17 protein-coding genes are annotated in these 16,875 nt (G+C 43.1%); 10 read left to right on the top strand and 7 right to left on the bottom strand.

Annotation, left to right across the window (positions count from 1 at the left end):
* The first annotated feature begins 371 nt into the window (after nucleotides 1-371).
* The 3 genes from polA to BB427_RS02470 all read left to right on the top strand — a co-directional run bounded on the left by polA (nucleotide 372) and on the right by BB427_RS02470 (nucleotide 4,829).
* Nucleotides 372-3,128: a DNA polymerase I gene (gene polA / locus BB427_RS02480; protein WP_069018829.1), complete on the top strand. Its 2,757-nt coding sequence runs from the start codon at nucleotides 372-374 to the stop codon at nucleotides 3,126-3,128.
* A 614-nt stretch (nucleotides 3,129-3,742) separates the two neighbouring features.
* The gene (locus BB427_RS02475) at nucleotides 3,743-4,312 is read left to right on the top strand and encodes a YceI family protein (protein ID WP_069018828.1); all 570 of its coding nucleotides are present in this window, start codon (nucleotides 3,743-3,745) and stop codon (nucleotides 4,310-4,312) included.
* Complete coding sequence (locus BB427_RS02470) at nucleotides 4,299-4,829, top strand: DUF1285 domain-containing protein (RefSeq protein WP_069018827.1); 531 nt, start codon at nucleotides 4,299-4,301, stop codon at nucleotides 4,827-4,829. Before BB427_RS02475 ends, BB427_RS02470 begins: the two co-directional genes overlap by 14 nt.
* A 26-nt stretch (nucleotides 4,830-4,855) precedes the next feature.
* Here BB427_RS02470 and yihA read toward each other — a convergent pair whose 3' ends face one another.
* Nucleotides 4,856-5,494, bottom strand: a complete 639-nt coding sequence (gene yihA, locus BB427_RS02465; protein ID WP_069018826.1) for a ribosome biogenesis GTP-binding protein YihA/YsxC — start codon at nucleotides 5,492-5,494, stop codon at nucleotides 4,856-4,858.
* Nucleotides 5,495-5,947: 453 nt separating this feature from the next.
* On the opposite strand from yihA, the gene BB427_RS02460 reads away from it, so the two are divergent.
* The 4 genes from BB427_RS02460 (at nucleotide 5,948) to BB427_RS02445 (ending at nucleotide 8,996) form a co-directional block, all read left to right on the top strand.
* Nucleotides 5,948-6,580, top strand: coding sequence for a c-type cytochrome (locus tag BB427_RS02460; protein WP_039494612.1), 633 nt, complete (start codon nucleotides 5,948-5,950; stop codon nucleotides 6,578-6,580).
* Between the two features lie 635 nt (nucleotides 6,581-7,215).
* On the top strand, nucleotides 7,216-7,869 hold the full coding sequence (locus tag BB427_RS02455; RefSeq protein ID WP_069018825.1) for a class I SAM-dependent methyltransferase: 654 nt from the start codon (nucleotides 7,216-7,218) through the stop codon (nucleotides 7,867-7,869).
* A gap of 24 nt (nucleotides 7,870-7,893) precedes the next feature.
* Nucleotides 7,894-8,481, top strand: coding sequence for a Der GTPase-activating protein YihI (gene yihI / locus BB427_RS02450; RefSeq protein WP_010607784.1), 588 nt, complete (start codon nucleotides 7,894-7,896; stop codon nucleotides 8,479-8,481).
* Nucleotides 8,481-8,996 (top strand): DUF2489 domain-containing protein, encoded by a 516-nt coding sequence (locus BB427_RS02445; RefSeq protein ID WP_010376294.1) that lies wholly within the window; start codon nucleotides 8,481-8,483, stop codon nucleotides 8,994-8,996. Before yihI ends, BB427_RS02445 begins: the two co-directional genes overlap by 1 nt.
* A gap of 157 nt (nucleotides 8,997-9,153) precedes the next feature.
* On the opposite strand, the gene BB427_RS02440 is transcribed toward BB427_RS02445, so the two are convergent.
* Nucleotides 9,154-9,840, bottom strand: a complete 687-nt coding sequence (locus BB427_RS02440) for a 4'-phosphopantetheinyl transferase family protein (protein ID WP_069018824.1) — start codon at nucleotides 9,838-9,840, stop codon at nucleotides 9,154-9,156.
* A gap of 121 nt (nucleotides 9,841-9,961) precedes the next feature.
* Nucleotides 9,962-10,528 carry an NADPH-dependent FMN reductase gene (locus tag BB427_RS02435; RefSeq protein ID WP_069018823.1) on the bottom strand — a complete coding sequence of 189 codons (567 nt, stop codon included), beginning with the start codon at nucleotides 10,526-10,528 and terminating at the stop codon, nucleotides 9,962-9,964.
* A 107-nt stretch (nucleotides 10,529-10,635) separates the two neighbouring features.
* Between BB427_RS02435 and BB427_RS02430 the strand changes: the two genes are divergently transcribed.
* Complete coding sequence (locus tag BB427_RS02430; RefSeq protein WP_010376285.1) at nucleotides 10,636-11,523, top strand: LysR family transcriptional regulator; 888 nt, start codon at nucleotides 10,636-10,638, stop codon at nucleotides 11,521-11,523.
* Between the two features lie 23 nt (nucleotides 11,524-11,546).
* Here the strand turns inward: BB427_RS02430 and BB427_RS02425 are convergent, their stop codons facing one another.
* From BB427_RS02425 to BB427_RS02410, 4 genes are all read right to left on the bottom strand, one after another.
* Nucleotides 11,547-11,933 carry a hypothetical protein gene (locus BB427_RS02425; protein WP_069018822.1) on the bottom strand — a complete coding sequence of 129 codons (387 nt, stop codon included), beginning with the start codon at nucleotides 11,931-11,933 and terminating at the stop codon, nucleotides 11,547-11,549.
* The gene (locus BB427_RS02420; protein ID WP_069018821.1) at nucleotides 11,933-13,525 is read right to left on the bottom strand and encodes a S41 family peptidase; all 1,593 of its coding nucleotides are present in this window, start codon (nucleotides 13,523-13,525) and stop codon (nucleotides 11,933-11,935) included. The genes BB427_RS02425 and BB427_RS02420 overlap by 1 nt, the downstream gene beginning before the upstream one ends.
* Nucleotides 13,526-13,588: 63 nt before the next feature.
* Complete coding sequence (locus BB427_RS02415; RefSeq protein WP_069018820.1) at nucleotides 13,589-14,209, bottom strand: endonuclease; 621 nt, start codon at nucleotides 14,207-14,209, stop codon at nucleotides 13,589-13,591.
* Between the two features lie 85 nt (nucleotides 14,210-14,294).
* Nucleotides 14,295-15,005 carry a hypothetical protein gene (locus BB427_RS02410; RefSeq protein ID WP_069018819.1) on the bottom strand — a complete coding sequence of 237 codons (711 nt, stop codon included), beginning with the start codon at nucleotides 15,003-15,005 and terminating at the stop codon, nucleotides 14,295-14,297.
* 155 nt (nucleotides 15,006-15,160) lie between these two features.
* Here BB427_RS02410 and BB427_RS02405 point away from each other — a divergent pair, with 155 nt between their 5' ends.
* A complete protein-coding gene (locus tag BB427_RS02405) occupies nucleotides 15,161-15,541 on the top strand; it encodes a hypothetical protein (protein WP_010376275.1) in 381 nt (126 codons plus the stop codon).
* Between the two features lie 118 nt (nucleotides 15,542-15,659).
* On the top strand, nucleotides 15,660-16,829 hold the full coding sequence (locus BB427_RS02400; protein WP_069018818.1) for a DUF3103 family protein: 1,170 nt from the start codon (nucleotides 15,660-15,662) through the stop codon (nucleotides 16,827-16,829).
* The last annotated feature ends 46 nt before the right edge of the window (nucleotides 16,830-16,875 follow it).

Raw genomic sequence — 16,875 nt, 5'->3', positions numbered from 1 at the left:
TTAAAAAATTATAAAGGATCTTCTATGATCTTTGATCAATTGTGTTAGTATACTCCTCCGCTTGAGAAAATCAGGCTATTTTTTACTCACCCAGATTGTTAAGCGTGACTAAAAAAATTCTTTATCCACAAAGCGGTAAAGATAATAACAATAAAAAAGGCACAAAAAGCGCAAGTAAATCAAAGTTTTAATTTACACTCTGACTTTTAAAACAAAGTTTCGGAGCGATTTTTCGTGTTTGTCTACAAAGTTATCCACAGGTGCAGCACGATTTATCTAAATGATGAGATAACGCGAAACTCGTTTTATCTTGTGCCTTGTGGCATCCTTACATTCTACTCCACAAAAGACTAATTTAGGATCCAATATTTATGTCTCAGATCCCTCAAAATCCGTTGATCTTGGTTGATGGTTCTTCCTATTTATTTCGTGCTTATCATGCGCCACCACATTTAACAAATTCAAAAGGTGAAGCAACTGGTGCGATCTACGGTGTGATCAATATGCTTAAGAGTTTGCTTAAGCAATATCAACCAAGTCATATGGTAGTAGTCTTTGACGCTAAAGGGCCAACTTTCCGCAACGAAATGTATAGCGAGTATAAAGCACATCGCCCGCCTATGCCGGATGATCTGAGAACGCAAATTGAGCCAATCCACGAAATAATTAAAGCGATGGGCCTGCCATTGGTAAGTATAAGTGGTGTTGAGGCCGATGACGTGATCGGTACATTCTCTAAAATAGCGTCAGAGCAAAGTCGCCATGTGCTAATCAGCACTGGTGATAAGGATATGGCGCAATTGGTCAATGAACATGTCACGTTGATCAACACAATGACGAATACGATCTTAGGCCCTGAAGGAGTAGTGGATAAGTTTGGTATTGGTCCTGACTTGATCATCGACTATCTCGCGTTAATGGGAGATAAGGTCGATAATATTCCGGGCGTACCAGGCGTTGGTGAAAAAACGGCATTGGCGATGCTTCAGGGGTTAGGCTCTATCGATTCGCTCTACGAAAACTTAGACAAAATTGCTGATTTAGGTTTTCGTGGCTCAAAAACCATGGCGAAAAAACTAGAGGAACACCAAGAGCAGCTAAAATTGTCGTATGAATTAGCCACTATTAAGCTGGATTGTGAAGTAGAGCAAGACTTAGAGCAATTTAAGATAGCTGAGATGGATAAAGATCGCTTAATCGAGCTATATGGTCAGTGTGAGTTTAAGCGTTGGTTAGCTGAATTGCTGGATGGTCAGTCACAAGCTGATATCGTTGATGTGGAGGCTGAAGGGTCGGCGCCCGCAGCGGCGCAGGTCGACACCCAATACGAGACTATTTTGACAAAAGCACAGCTTGATGACTGGGTAACTAAGTTAAAAGCAGCCCAGCTCATCGCTTTTGATACTGAAACCACCAGTGTTAACTATATGCAGGCGGATCTAGTTGGAATGAGCTTTGCGGTTGCACCGGGCGAAGCGGCTTACTTACCGATCAATCACGACTATGTGGGAGCACCTGAGCAGCTTTCTCAAGATATAGTGTTTGAGATCATGGCACCGCTACTTGCAGATCCTCAGATCAAAAAAGTGGGTCAAAATTTAAAATATGATCAAAGTGTGCTTGCTCGTGCAGGGCTTGAACTGCAGGGGATCGCTTTTGATACCATGTTGGAGTCTTACGTATTTAACAGCGTAGGAACTCGCCACGATATGGACTCCTTGGCGCTAAAATATTTAGGCCATAAAACCATTAGCTTTGAAGACATCGCAGGCAAAGGTAAGAACCAACTGACCTTTAATCAAATTGAGCTAGAAAAGGCGGCACCTTATGCAGCGGAAGACGCAGACATTACGCTGAGATTGCATCAACATCTCTGGCCGTTAATTGAAAAAGAAAATCGCCTTAAGCAGGTATTTACAGAGATTGAATTACCGCTGCTGAGCGTACTTTCTCGCATTGAACGCACTGGTGTGCACATCGATGGCGATATGCTAGCGAAGCAAAGTATCGAGATTGAAAAACGCTTAGGTGAGCTTGAACAACAAGCTTTTGAAATTGCAGGTGAGGAGTTCAACCTGAGTTCAACAAAGCAACTACAAGCGATATTGTTCGACAAACTTGAGCTACCAGTGATTAAGAAAACGCCAAAAGGCGCGCCTTCAACGGCCGAAGAAGTGCTACAAGAGTTGGCGCATGATTATCCACTGCCAAAACTTATTATTGAGCACCGTGGCTTAGCTAAGCTGAAATCAACCTATACCGACAAATTACCAAAATTGGTTAATGCGGATACCGGTCGTGTGCACACTTCTTATCATCAAGCCGTTACCGCAACGGGCCGTCTAAGCTCAAGCGATCCTAACTTGCAAAATATTCCGATCCGTAATGAAGCGGGACGTCGTATTCGTCAGGCATTTGTTGCCGACAATAATAAACAAATCGTCGCGGCGGATTACAGCCAAATCGAGCTTAGGATCATGGCGCATTTGTCACAAGACAAAGGGTTGTTGAGTGCCTTTGCGGAAGGTAAAGATGTACACAGCGCAACAGCGTCTGAAGTGTTTTCCGTGCCGCTTGAGGAAGTGACTTCTGATATGCGCCGAAAAGCTAAAGCGGTTAACTTTGGCTTAATCTATGGCATGAGTGCGTTTGGTCTGTCACGTCAGTTAGATATTCCAAGAAATGAAGCGCAACATTATATGGATATGTACTTTGAACGCTTCCCTGGTGTATTAGAGTATATGGAGCGCACGCGTGAAGAGGCTGCTGATAAAGGGTATGTAGAAACCTTATTTGGTCGCCGCTTGTATCTACCGGATATCAATGCGCGTAATGGCGCTCGCAGAAAAGCAGCAGAACGTGCAGCCATCAATGCACCGATGCAGGGCACTGCGGCGGACATCATCAAAAAAGCGATGATTAAAGTGGATGAATGGCTACAAAGCTGTGATAGCAATGATATCCAGTTGCTCATGCAAGTGCACGATGAATTAGTGTTTGAAGTACACAGTGATAAAGTTGCTGAATACAGTGAAAAGATCTGTGAGTTGATGAGCGCTGCGGCAGCACTTGATGTACCGTTATTAGTTGAAGCTGACAGTGGTGACAACTGGGAACAAGCACACTAGTCGATATTAAAATCTACCCGAGTTGCACTAGTCGATGAGGCTAGTGCAACTTCATTCATGTTTGTTTGCAAGTATACACTAGCAGCATAGCGTCTTAATTTTGTAGCTCCTGTTAATCCCTAGTAACAAAAAACAAATTAACGTTGAAAGTTTATCAAATTGGCTCAAGTTTTGCTTTTTGGTGTTTATTTCTGGACGTCTATTTGTTAGAGTTCGCGCCGTCCTCATCCTGTAGGACATCCTGTTGATGATGTATCTCTCGAAAGAGGATACAGTGTATTGATAGCTTCTCCCCAGATTGCTATAGCGGCTCGTAACTTTTACGGGCCGTCTTTTTCTCTTTCCTCAAAGATGATACCAATTGAGGTAACTCCCCAATCAATGTACAGGTGAAACCACTATTCGCTTCGTTAAAAATTTTTCGTCTAGGATAACTAGAACACAAAATTTTTGCTTGGCTACTAAAGCTATTTTTCCACTGTAAAATGAATACCATGGGCGTAAAAGTATTCCAACATAACGACAAGTTTATGATTAAAGGTTTATTTAATTTGCACTGCGTTTTACACTGAGCGCTCAAATGCAATTCACTCTCATTTCATAAGGAAGTCGTCATGCTAAAGTACCTTCTTTTAGGTAGTGCACTTATTTCTTCTCAGGCGTTCGCAGCTTGGCAATTTAATCAACAACAAAGCGATGTTAGTTTTGTGTCTGTGAAACAGACTAGCGTTGCAGAAGTACATCATTTTAAAACGATAGATGGTACATTATCTGCTAAAGGCGAGCTTGAGGTTAATATTGACCTGGCAAGCGTTGAAACGATGATCCCGATCCGTAATGAACGCATGCAAAAGATGCTGTTCAATGTAGCGCAACACCCAAAGGCGAAAGTTAACGCTGATGTTTCTGAAGTGCTTGCTAAACTTAAAGCTGGTACACAAAAAATCAATGATGTAACAGCAACATTGACACTGCATGGTCAGATCCAAAAGATCAGCCTAGACTTATTAATAACGAAAAGTGCTAATGGCTTGGTGGTTACACCGGTAAATGCATTTATTCTCGATTCTAAGCAGTTTGGGTTAGATAAAGGGATTGAAGCGCTACGAGAAATCGCGGGTCTGAAGACTATTGCGACTAGCGTGCCTGTTAGCTTCAACTTGGTTTTTGATGAACAAAATTGATGCGTTAATCAAACAGTATGTTACGACTCATGCGCCGACCGAAAATTGGTCGGCGCCGTCGTGCGGTTTTTCTGACATAAAAATTGCAGCGGATGGTCGTTGGTTTCATCAAGGGCGTGAAATTAAACGGCAATCGCTAGTTGCCTTGTTTGCTAGTGTTTTAACCTTTGATGGTCAACAGTATTGGTTAAAAACACCTGCAGAAAGTTGTGAGATAGAGGTGCTTGCTCATCCTTTTATCATCGAGCAATGGCGTTATTGTGATGAAGCAGCAGCTTTGGAGTTATCACCGTGTATTATCGCGATAGATAATTTAGGCCGTGAATGGCCCATTTGTGATGTGTTTCCATTAGCGCTTGAGCATGTTAATGGGGGAGATATTCCATTTCTCACACTCAATTATGGTTTAACTGCTAGAATTTCACGAAATGTCTATTATCAGTGGGCTGAATTGCTCGAGGAAGATGAAAAAGGCTTTTATTTGATGTCGGCAAAGACGCGCTTTTATCTTAGCTAAGCGCGCCTTACGTTAGTGAATTGGTATTACTCGCCTGCTTCCTCTTGAGCTTCTTTGACAAACGGACCTAAATACCAATCATCCAGTTTCCACGCCAATTCGTTCAATCCGATACCTTTCAAAGAAGAAAACGCGTGAACAGTGATATCACCGTCTATTTCAGATAGCGCACGACGTACTTGTAGTACTTCTGCTTTGCGCTTACCTTGTTTTAGCTTATCGGCTTTAGTCAACAACGCCAATACCGGTATATTGCTGCCAGTCGCCCAGTTGATGAGATCCATATCGAGATCTTTAAGAGGGTGACGAATATCCATTAATACCACAATCCCTTTAAGACATTTGCGGCGTTGTAAATATTCACCTAATGCTTTTTGCCATTTCTTTTTCATCTCTAATGGGACTTTTGCAAAGCCATAGCCAGGTAAATCAATCAAACGCTGATCTTCACCTAGAGAAAAAGTATTAATAAGCTGAGTCCGGCCTGGTGTTTTACTGGTGCGTGCCAGCTTTTGGTCTGTAAGCGTATTGAGTGCGCTCGACTTACCAGCGTTAGAACGACCCGCAAAAGCAACTTCAATTCCAGTGTCTGGTGGCAGTTTACTGATATCTGGGGCACTTGTGATAAATTGTGCCTGATTGTATTTAACGCGAGATTTTAGCACGCTGACTCCTAACTGATTAAACTTTCGCGGATGGAATTGCGTATTTTATAACAGTATGACGGAAACCAAAAGCATTGTGAGGTTTGTTCTAAATGCCGCTTTTGTTGCTAATTGGCCGAAGCGTCGTCCCAATATTAATTAATCTAGGTCAAGTCCCTATAAATTATAAGCTTAATATGGGCAGAAAACGTGCCAGAGAAAGTAATATCGTGTAGAATGTAGAAATTGCAATGTCAATCTAAAGTGTATACCTATCAGTAGTCACTACTGAGCAAGGCGTATTTAGATGGATCGGTGCTGTTTGGCGTTATATTTGCTAAGTTTGCATGTATGATTCATCTGATTAACATAACAACCTAATTAGTACTGATTGGTATTATTTGCCCGAGCAATAAAGAGAGCGACTTTATTTGCGAGGGTACAAATTACAGGGTCGGAAACAGAGAATTTACCATGAAAAAAATAGCATTAACTTTAACAATGTTGCTTGGTACGTTGTCAGCAAGCAACGCATCGGCATTCGATGGTGACGCGGAAGCAGGTAAAGCAAAGTCTGCAACGTGTGCAGCATGTCACGGTCCAGATGGCAATGCCCCTGTGACTATGTATCCTAAAATCGCAGGTCAGCATGCAGATTATATCTATAAGCAGCTACAAGAGTTTAAGCTAGGTATGACGTCTGGTGGTAAAGAAGGGCGTATGGATCCTGTGATGAGTGGTATGGCTATGCCGCTGTCAGATCAAGATATGAAGGATTTAGCCGCCTATTTCTCTTCTTTATCTATGTCTGCGGGTTCAACGCCGGAAGATGTTGTTGCTGTAGGTCAGAAGCTATATAAAGCCGGTGATGCTGAGCGTGGTATTCCAGCTTGCGCTGCGTGTCACGGTCCTCGTGGTAACGGTACTTCTTTAGCTAAGTTCCCTAAAGTATCATTCCAGCACCCTGAGTACATCAAATCACAGCTTGAGAAGTTCCGTGATGGCACTCGTAACAACGACATGAATGGTATGATGCGTGATATCGCGCAGAAGCTTACAGACAAAGACATCGAAGTATTATCTAAGTACTTAGGTGGTCTACACTAAAGTCGTATAGTGAGTTTACCTCTCTCAGTGTAAACTCTTACTATTGAAAAAAGGGCAGCATAGGCTGCCTTTTTTGTTGTTGAGGTTGTGAGATATATCTCACTTTTAATGTAGGAAATTTGCTTGTGCAGCATGTGAGTTTTAGCTTATTTTTAAGCTCTTGTTCAGTGTAAGTTTATGTAATTCATCTTTTTTCTGTTTAATTAAAAAAATTAAGGTAAGAAATTTGTTATTAAACAGTTGTAACTCAAGCTCAGGAGCGTAGATTATTCGTTGTCGCCAAGCAATACAAAAAAAGGGACAATTCGATACGGAAGCGTAGGTGGCAAAGTTATGTATCTAGTTGGATACGAAGGACTATCAAGAAAGCGTCAGGAAGACCGAGAATAAGAAAATCACGGAAGTCTCATAATAAAAACAATATGGAAAGTGTCACGGAAGTCTAAAATAAAAACAATACGGACGACAATAAAATAAAAAGAATAATAATAAGACTTAAAAGTCGAAGGGAGAAGTGTCCAGTTGTGACGCTCAGATTAGTAGGCGGTAGAGAGTGATCTCTGCCGCCTTTTTATTTGGTTGCCTCTATTATACCTGATACAATAGCCGCCTTATTAAGCAATCACTGTTGACCATTGCAAGATTCAACTCTATTCAGTTGTGGCCTGTGCCAAGGTAATCAGCTTGAAGCCTACCATCAAGACAAGTATCGACTGTACTGGCAATGTCAAACCTGCCAGTTGGTGATGGTTGATCCCAAGTCGAGATTAACACCAGCTCAAGAAAAGGCCATTTATGATAGCCATGAAAACGATCTCGCCGATGAAGGCTATCGTCGCTTTCTAGCACGAGTGGCGGCTCCACTGTTGGCACGTTTGGCGACACCAAGCCATGGCTTAGATTTTGGCTGTGGGCCTGGCCCGTTGCTTGCGAAAATGCTTGAAGAAGCAGGGCATCAGGTGGCTTTGTTTGACCTGTACTATGCTAATGATGCCAGTGTACTGACTCGTCAGTACGACTTTATCGTCAGTACAGAAGTGGTGGAACATTTAGCAGAACCTGCAAAAGTATTAACGCAATTGTTAGCATGCTTAAAAGTGGGAAAGCCGCTGGCATTGATGACCAAGCTCGTCATTGATAAAGCACGCTTTGCGAATTGGCACTATAAAAATGATCTAACGCATATTTCATTTTTTAGCCGGGAAAGCTTTGCGTATTTTGCCGCGCAGCAGGATTGTGAATTAGAATTTATTGGGAATGATGTCATCATTCTCACCAAGCGTAGTTAACGCGAGAATTTTGGATAACCAATTATGACCAGAAAGAAAAAGACACGTAAAGTTGCAGCCAATGGAACACCAAGGCTGAGTAAAGAAAAGCTCCAAGCATTACGTGCACTCAAAGAGCAGCGTAGCAAAAAAACCAAGGGTAAAAAGCCGGGTTCTAGAAATGCACCAGAGATCCTAGTGAAAGAGCAATCAAACACGACGACCAATAAAGATCCGCGTGTTGGTAGCAAAAAGCCCATTTCTTTGGTCGCAGAGCCACAACCGACTAAGTCGAATACACAGCCAGAGATGAAGCGCCATCTACAGCCGCAAGTTAAGTTAACTACAGCGGTAGAGACGTTAACTCCAGAGCAAGAGCTAGAGCAGTTAGAAAATGACGAACGCTTGATGGCGCTACTTGAACGCCATGAACGCGGTGAACTGCTAACAGGTAAAGATGCGAAATACTTCAATCGCGGCATTGCACGTCATCAGGAGCTATGTGAGATCTTAGGAATTGATGATGAGTTTGAAGAAGGCGATATGCTAGAAGATGATCCAATGGATCAGTTTATGAGTAATGATCTAGCAAATGAATGGTTAGACGACGACTTTGAGGAAGATGATAAGTAATGAATACTGCATGGATCATCGCAATCATTATTGGTGCCCTGATTATTGCTGGACTGGCGTTTTACGCGGGTAAATTACTTTGGCAACTGAAGGTGCAAAAAGAGCAGATTGCCAAACATCGCGAGCAAAAGGCTGCTGAGCTTGAAAAGTCACGGCAGCAGCGCAATGGAAAAATTGCGGATAGCGTTAACTTGATCGCGCGTGCGATGAAGGAAAAACAATGTGAATATTCTGAAGGGTGTTTACGAGTTTGGGTACTCATCTCGCAATATAGCTTTGACGAGGAAGTTGACTTACAACAGAGTTATCCTGGTGTTTATCAGATGTATGATGAAGTCAAAGAAATGCCAACTCATGACGCGCGTAAAAAGTATTCTAAAAAAGAGATTTTCAAAATGGATAGCCAGCGCTGGCGTGCTGAAGAGCGCCTAGAAGCGGAGATCTTACAGGACTGTGAAAAGCTGATAGCGCGCTTTAAAGCGGCTGCTGGCAGTGAAAATGTTGTGTTTCAGTAAGTTAGCTTTGGAAAACGGCTAAGTGAATCTTTATCCAAACTTAAGATTAAACGCCCCAAGTGGGCGTTTTTTAGTTCTAAATGAGAAGCTTTTAACCCAGTTAGGGTCAGGTTTACTCCTTCAAGTTAAGTAAGTATTAAGTCAAACAGGTATGATTTTACTGTGCGATGTATTCACATTCGGTCAGCACTAAGGCGTCTTTACATTGGTAATATACTTCCACTTGTTGTCCTTTGCCTAAATCCTTGTGTAGCGCTTCCATCAAAGTGAAAATAAGTTTCTTGTCATCAAACTGAGCCAGCTTGACGGCATCAAAACCAAAGAACTTTTGCACCGTACTATAAAGTGCCTTAAATATGCTTTCTTTGGCCGAGAAAATAACAGTCAATGGGCAGTGCACTTGCTCACCAAAAAGCGCAAAAATTTCAGCTTCTTCAGGATGTAAGATTTGCCGTTGTAGTTCGACTTCCTGCTTCGGTTTCATATCTCTTTCGATATCAATGCCTAAGCCTTTCACGGCGATATCATCTGTAGCAATCGCAGCCGCGATCCCTCGAGTATGCGTAATACTGGCAACAATATTAGCAGGCCAGATAGGCGCCCGATCGGAGCCGTTAAGTAGCGTAAAGTCACCTTGTCCAAATTGCGCAAGGCAGGTCTTGGCACATATCCGTCCCGCTAAAAACTCGGCTCGCCTTTTCGCCACTGCTTTATCTAGTGAAGCGGGCAGGAGTATATTTTGCTGTTCAAAGGAAAGCGCGTCAAAGCTGTCAGGATCAAACTGAATGCAATGAAAATGGTGTGAGAGGTAGGGGGTAAATAGGTGACTCTGAGTGCTTTGCAAAGCTGACTCCCGTTGTTCGTATCCATTATTACAAGGCTGATATAGCGCCTCTAATTCGCTTTGGACGCTTAGTGTGCATGAGCTAAGCGTCCATAGCAAGATATGAACGAGAGATTGAAAGTTATTTTAGCTTACTTGCAACTGACACCAGTTGCAGAGCGAGGCTTGATACTTTTTCAGCAAGTTCTGGGTCTTTAATTTTACCTTGGTCATCAAATACATTAAATGCACTAGGTACAGCCAATTGGTCTGCGAGGACTAAACTGCCAATGCCAGACAACACATCACGGACATGGTTTAGGCCACGTAATCCACCTAAGCCGCCTGGTGAGGTTGCATAGAGTGCCACTACTTTGTTTCTAAATGCTGGCACTGCACCTTGTTCTGTTCTAGAAGCCCAATCTATTGCGTTCTTGAGCACCGCAGTGAAAGAACCATTGTATTCTGGGCTTGCTAACAGAATACCATCGGCATCGCGCAGCTTGTCTTTTAAAAGTTGAGCACCTTTTGGTGTGCCTTGCGCTTCAAGATCTTCATCGAACATTGGTATATCTAAATCTTGTAACTTGATCACTTCTACTTCTGCGCCACTTTCTAGTGCAAAGTTTGCCGCGGCTTGGATGAGTAATTGGTTGTAGCTGTCTTTTCTTAAACTGCCTGCTAGTGCGATAATTTTTGCTGTAGTCATCTTGCTGATACCTTATTTTGTTTCGTTAAAGTGATAGTAGCAAAATTTTACTTGCACAAAACCGAAATAAACGCAAAGCTTGTGTGCATATATGCACAGAGGTGGTTATGGATAAATTCACAGATTGGCAGGATCTTAAGGTCGCTTATACGGTTGCCAAGCTTGGCACCTTATCAGCGGCGGCTGAGCATTTAGAGATCCACCACAGTACGGTACTGAGGCGAATAAATAGCTTAGAAGAAGCATTGGGAACGCGGTTATTTCACCGTCATGCCCGAGGTTATCAGGTAACACAGGCAGGAGAAAAGCTACTTGCGACGGCGAGTCAAATAGACGAGCGCTTGATGGAGTTGAGTACTTCTATTGTTGCCTCGGACAGCCAGCTTAGAGGTAAGCTTTTGGTTACAACGGTCAGTGGTTTTATGGATATGCTGTCGGAACCTTGTTTGACTTTTCAGCAATTACACCCACAGGTGCAACTTGAAGTCATTCTCGACCAAAAGCGTTTACGCTTAGATCACGGACAGGCGCATGTTGCGGTGAGGGCAGGACCAAAGCCCGATGAACCCGACTACATAGTGCAGCACCTAAATACGTTAGAAGCAGGTTTGTATGCGTCTTCAAGCTATATCAAGCGTATGGGGATCCCTAAAACACTTGAAGCGTTACAGGCGCATTACTTTGTCTCTGGTGTGGCCGGATTTAATGCAAGAGTGCCATATTTCGCTTGGGTAGATGAACATATCCCTGAGACACAAGTGACGCTTAGGGTATCTGAAACGTCAGATGCGTCACGTGCCATTGTTAATGGTTTAGGTATTGGTGGGCTACAGCACGATGTAGCAAAGCGTTATCCAGATTTACAGCCGGTGTTGCGTGATGAGTTAAAATGGTTAAGCCAAGTTTGGCTAGTTACCCATGTACTGGTTCACCGAACGGCCAAAGTACAGGCATTATGTGACGTGTTAAAGCGCCATTTTGCTAACCTGAACTGAGGTTAAGAGAATTACGGCTGGCGTTATTTTTCCAGCTTTTTGCAGCTAACTTTACTGAGCACGACATAAGTATCTTTTTTCGGATAGTAGAGCACACACTGGGTGTCACGAAGCTGCAAGATGAAACTCTCATAAGCGAGATTATGGGCGCCTAAAATTGGACTGCCATTGCCATCTAGGCTTCGACCATGCTCAAGCAGTAGTGTTGGACTACGTTGAAAAACGGTACTTGCGAGCGTCGGTGGTAAACCGCCTTTGAGTTTTACTATAGCTTGCTTGAGTTGTGATAACACTTCGGGCGAAGAAGTCGAGAGTACAGCTTCATTAACCGAAGTTGATGCAGGCGTGCTATTACACGCTTGCAGCAATAAAGCCAAAGCGGTGATTTTCACTGCTTTTAGCAGCACCATTATTTCGGCTCCTCAGGCTTCATTAAAATTGCATTTTCCCGTAGTGGATAGACTGGGAGCGTAACCGCATGCTCCTTATTTTGATACTGTGGCTGAGCGGTAGGCGCAAATTGCGCTACATTTGGGCAACGACCAGTATCTATATGCGTCAGTGCTGCGGCGAAAAGATCTTCCTCCTGACTGCCTAGCGGTGCTGAGAAGTCATCTGCGACAATACAACCTGGTACTTGTGCGCTTAGACCAATTTCACCGCTGCTTGACGCTCCTGAAGGGGTAAAGCCATCGGCATAAGCATCAAAGCCCTTCGCATTTTCTGAACCAAACTGAATGGTATAGTAAACCGTGCCGCAGTTTTGCGCGGGCACGAAGCCGTAGGGCTTGCCTCGAGTGGTACCACCGATCAAAAAGACTTCAACATCAATGCCGCGCAGGCCATTAATTACATTTTCACTGGCAGAGGCCGTGCCTCGTGTTGAGAGGATATAAACTCTAGGTAAAGTTACCGTAGGTAAAGAGGTGGTTGTAAACTTGTTTTCAGCCCAGTTAATCGCTCTAGACTCAAAAGCGGTGCGCTCTTCGTCAGCAGTACGCTTGTCATTTAAGGTGCTATAAGTGAAGGTTTTGTTTAGGCTGCTGTTGCCCGCAACCATATAGCCTAGTTGCGCTGCCATAATGACGCGACCACCACCGTTGTAACGCATGTCGAGTACCAAGTCGTCTATTTGTTGTGTTTTAAATAGATTAAAGGCTTCAATTAATCCTTCTTGCGCTGTTGGAATAAATTGATTGAACTGCACATACCCAACCTGCTTGCCGCCATAGCTAATGACTTTAGCGTTTTGCACCGGTGAGGTTTCAATATCGACTGAAGTCAGGGTGACTGATTTGTCGTTACCAGCTTTATCCTCAAATACAAAACGATGGGGCTCGCTTTGCTCTGGTGATAGGCCAGCATTCAGTGCAGCGGTATTATCACTTGAAATAAAGTCGACGCCATCTATCGAGAGGATCTTATCTCCACGTACTATCCCTGCATTCGCAGCTGGTGAATTAGGCTCTACTGCGGCGACAGTAAAATTACGTGGTGGTGATGTGGATATGGCCGCCCAGCGAATGCCATAACCGGTTGTAACACCCGATTGCGCTTCTTTTTGGAAGCTTTCATAAGATTCGTAGAAATGAAATTGATCTTTGGCATTACCCGACGCCGTTGTTTGGTTTGTTTTTAATTGCTCGAAGTAATCAATAACGGTATCGAATTGTGTTGGGTCGTTATCTAGTACTTCGTCGTACCAAAGGTAGGTTTCGTTGGTAAAAGAGCGGAGCCACATTTTTTCATGCATCGCCGTACCAACCTTATCGGGATAAGGTTGGTTGTTGTTATATTTGTCAGTACCCGTTCTTGGCGAGGCGCAATAGTTAATAAACTGACTTGACGCAGGAAATTGATTAAACGTCCAAGTTGGCGGCTCGGTTTGTCCCGTGTTATTGCCAGGGTTATCGGTGCCTAATGAATCGCTGCCACCGCCACCACAAGCGGTTAATAACAAGCTCATTGCTGTTGATGCGAAAACTAGAGTAATACGTTGCATCGTATTCACGTTCCTGTTTTAGTTGTATGACTAAAAACTAGCACTGCTTGGGTTATCTCGCAATCACTGTTTCTGCCAAGCCGTGAATAATTTCCGCTGCTGTGAGGAGATTTTTAGCCCGTAGGTTTTTTCCATATAAAAATACGCCTCAGCGATGCGTTTTCTTGCATATTCTGGAGGTTCAATTCGGCGTAATTTAAAGTCTATCTTGACTGGACAGGCACCATAATTTGCTTCAGTACTAGGTAACATGCCAAAACGGAAATTAGACCGATCCCCATTAATTTCACCAATCGCTGGAGCTAGATTGTGAATATCTGCTTCCATCCTCCTAAATTGCTCACTGACTTTACGGCAGTGCTTTCTGCCCCCATCTTGCCAGCACTGCAACTGATGTCCAAATTCCCACGCGGGCACGATATGCTCCCACTCAATGCGCTGAGCACGGGCGTTTTCTTTGCCATTGCGAGTGTAAGGTAACCTCGGGGTATAACCACAACTTGCGGGATCTGGGACCAGCTTTTTGCCTTGCTTTTTGATATTACAATTACAATAAAGCGTGCGGGTATTGTCAGTAACTTGTTGTGATAAATGTTTCTTTGCTTTTGAGAAAGACGTGAATTCTTGAGCGTTAGCTGTTAATACAAATAAGCTAAGCGCTAAGATATAGCAATATCGTGACATAACCTCTCACCAAATGGTGGAATACAGGGTATGTCACTATATCAAAAAAATCATCAATACCAACAAGCGTGTACAGTAATCCCCTTTATTTATTCAGTGCAGGGCGACGTTTTCGCCAAGGTGGAGATTGCAATAATAACAATATCCCTGTTAGACAAAAGAGCACACTCGTAGCGGCGAAGGAAATGAGCAAGGGGTTATTAAAATCCTCACGTTCGTCGTAATCCATAATGTGTAACATCCAAAAAAAATCAAAGATGCGCCACAACGTGCTACGAACCGTCACAACTTCACCGCTGGTTGCGCTAAGATACAGGGTGGTGGAGAGGATATCGTTATACTCGACTCGCCAAACATCTTCCTTGTAACCTGCTTCTCTGGGGGCTTTGGCAAGTCGTTCAATTTCGCTCACATCCGCTGCAATTAATAGGTGTTGGTTGGCCTGCTGTATTATTTGCTGTTGATTTGGAGTGGTAAAAGGTGCGCCTGTTATCCCGTTGAAAATAAGCTGCTCATCTTGGTTGAGTTTGATGATGGGAGTATCGAGAAAATGGCCGAACTGGATTTGGCGCACTTGCACCTTGCTTTGTACTAACTGATTGAGATCAGCTTGGTACGCGCCAGTGGGAAAGGGGTTGTCTAAGCTTCTATGCGCTAAGTGTTTACCATGGATCTTTTCCAATGGGATCGCGCTCATGACTAGCCCGCCTAATAGCCAAGCAAAGATTTGTAAAAACAGTAAATAGCCAAGGTACTTGTGGAGTTTACGTGCGGGTTTTAGCAGTTTTTTAATCATCACAATATGTTATTCTAGTTGTTCGTGAGTATGGTAACTATAACGCACGGTGCTTAGAATGTGACAAATTGTCGCATTGTCCAATAAGTAATGTCCTTATCACACTGATAAATAAGTCATTACTAGATTTAGCTTTACAAGGTAGCTTTTAATACATGTCTGAAATTCAATTTTTAAATGTCGATTTGGAACTGGAGTCAAAGCAGGATATTAGTGCGCTAGTTTCGGATTTAAAGAAAAATGCTATCGTGCTGCATTACGATCAAGATGACTATCGTCAATTGGCTCGCATCGAAGCAAATACCAATGAATTAACCCCTGACAAAGCGATTAACCAACTGTGTGAGTTAATTGAGTCTTGCTCTAAAGCGGCACTTAAGCAATGGCTAGGTTGTACTAAGCGAACTTTTGATATTGGCTTTAACTCAGGCAAGTCACCCAAGTGCTTTTCGCAAGCACTACAGGCCGATACGTTGCTTAGGATCTCTGCAATAGGTGCCGGTATAGAAATTACTATCTACCCAGTAGAAGAATAAAAACTCTAAAAGCTAGATTAAATTGTTTTATATGTTAACCATGTTAATGTGTTGATAATTTATTTTTGTTGTTTTATCTTGTTTATTCCATAACACGGATTATTTCTAGGAACGCAAGATGAAACAACATGTAACCCTCTCTACCCTAATGATAGCCATGCTCGGCGGAATGTCTTTCGCAAGTTCTGCGGCAGACAAGGTTAATCTTAATACCTACAGTTCACTTAAGCAGCTTGATAAACTTAACGCTGCACCAGTTCAAGTTGCTGATATAAAGAAGCAAATTGCGAAAAAATTAGCGCTATCACTTAATCACGTAGGTCCCCAAGTTCAAACTCAACTTAGCCAGTATCAGGATGCAGTTTCACTGGAGCAGCTACAAGTTCAAGGGTCAACTAAGCAGCTCATGACAGAAGCGAGCCAGTACACTCGCTCATTAAAAGGCCTGACTGACTATAGCTCTAATCTATATCAGCTGCGTATTGCTTCTAGCGAAATGCTAACAAAGTGGCAACAAGGTGAAGCGCCATTAATTGCTTTTGCGCCTAAAGGTGATGATAAGCACTGGCAATATGTCGAGGCCTTTGATGAGCAAGGTCAATTGCATTTACTTGACGCACATACAATGCCAGAGCGACCCGTGCTAATCGTTGAACTTGATAGCAATAAGGTAAAACAAGAAGGCATTCAGGTAATGAAGCAAGTGTTTGCCAAGCAAGGCTTAGCAATGCCATCAACCGCTATGCAGAGCAACGATGATGCTGAGCCGATTTCAACCAGTGTATTGAAGAAAATTAGACTAAATGACGATGAAGAGCCTTGGGTATCTGGGGCTGCGGAAGTTTACGGCATTGTAACAGGCGTCAACCCATCCCGAGATGAACCCGTTCTAGATATTGTGGACATGCCATATTTGGACCATGATGGTACGGACTATACGCCTAATCAAATTATCATTCACTGGGAGCGATATCGTTGGCAAGCGGCAGATTTATTGCTGATGGAGCAAGACGACAATACTAACTATCAAGAATTAGCAACAACACTTTTGGATATTGTGACGCAAGTGATGCGCGCTATTCCTGATCCCAATGTTCAAGGCTATGCGATTATCCCGCAACTGACGAATCAATTGATCAAAGCGATGCCAAGCCATTGGTTTACTAACGATGATGACTACGTTGATGTGTTTTACACTTTGTTTGAAGGACAAACTTACAACGGGCATATGGGCGCAAGTGGTAATGCTAAAGTGACGATTGAGCCACTTACAATTAACCCTCGCTAAATATTAGCCAAAATGATGTTATTGAAAAAGGCCAGTTATTGGCCTT

The sequence above is a fragment of the Pseudoalteromonas sp. BMB genome (assembly GCF_001709235.1).
In the GTDB taxonomy this organism is placed as follows: Bacteria; Pseudomonadota; Gammaproteobacteria; order Enterobacterales; family Alteromonadaceae; genus Pseudoalteromonas; species Pseudoalteromonas maricaloris.
This window is presented reverse-complemented; position numbering and strand designations above follow the sequence as displayed.

Coding starts and splice junctions, on each gene's coding strand:
- BB427_RS02475 (WP_069018828.1), top strand. CDS start 3,743: ATGCTAAAGTACCTTCTTTTAGGTAGTGCACTTATTTCTTCTCAGGCG.
- BB427_RS02415 (WP_069018820.1), bottom strand. CDS start 14,209: ATGTCACGATATTGCTATATCTTAGCGCTTAGCTTATTTGTATTAACA.
- BB427_RS02420 (WP_069018821.1), bottom strand. CDS start 13,525: ATGCAACGTATTACTCTAGTTTTCGCATCAACAGCAATGAGCTTGTTA.
- BB427_RS02435 (WP_069018823.1), bottom strand. CDS start 10,528: ATGACTACAGCAAAAATTATCGCACTAGCAGGCAGTTTAAGAAAAGAC.
- yihI (WP_010607784.1), top strand. CDS start 7,894: ATGACCAGAAAGAAAAAGACACGTAAAGTTGCAGCCAATGGAACACCA.
- BB427_RS02445 (WP_010376294.1), top strand. CDS start 8,481: ATGAATACTGCATGGATCATCGCAATCATTATTGGTGCCCTGATTATT.
- BB427_RS02430 (WP_010376285.1), top strand. CDS start 10,636: ATGGATAAATTCACAGATTGGCAGGATCTTAAGGTCGCTTATACGGTT.
- polA (WP_069018829.1), top strand. CDS start 372: ATGTCTCAGATCCCTCAAAATCCGTTGATCTTGGTTGATGGTTCTTCC.
- BB427_RS02405 (WP_010376275.1), top strand. CDS start 15,161: ATGTCTGAAATTCAATTTTTAAATGTCGATTTGGAACTGGAGTCAAAG.
- BB427_RS02410 (WP_069018819.1), bottom strand. CDS start 15,005: ATGATTAAAAAACTGCTAAAACCCGCACGTAAACTCCACAAGTACCTT.
- BB427_RS02460 (WP_039494612.1), top strand. CDS start 5,948: ATGAAAAAAATAGCATTAACTTTAACAATGTTGCTTGGTACGTTGTCA.
- BB427_RS02470 (WP_069018827.1), top strand. CDS start 4,299: ATGAACAAAATTGATGCGTTAATCAAACAGTATGTTACGACTCATGCG.
- BB427_RS02425 (WP_069018822.1), bottom strand. CDS start 11,933: ATGGTGCTGCTAAAAGCAGTGAAAATCACCGCTTTGGCTTTATTGCTG.
- BB427_RS02400 (WP_069018818.1), top strand. CDS start 15,660: ATGAAACAACATGTAACCCTCTCTACCCTAATGATAGCCATGCTCGGC.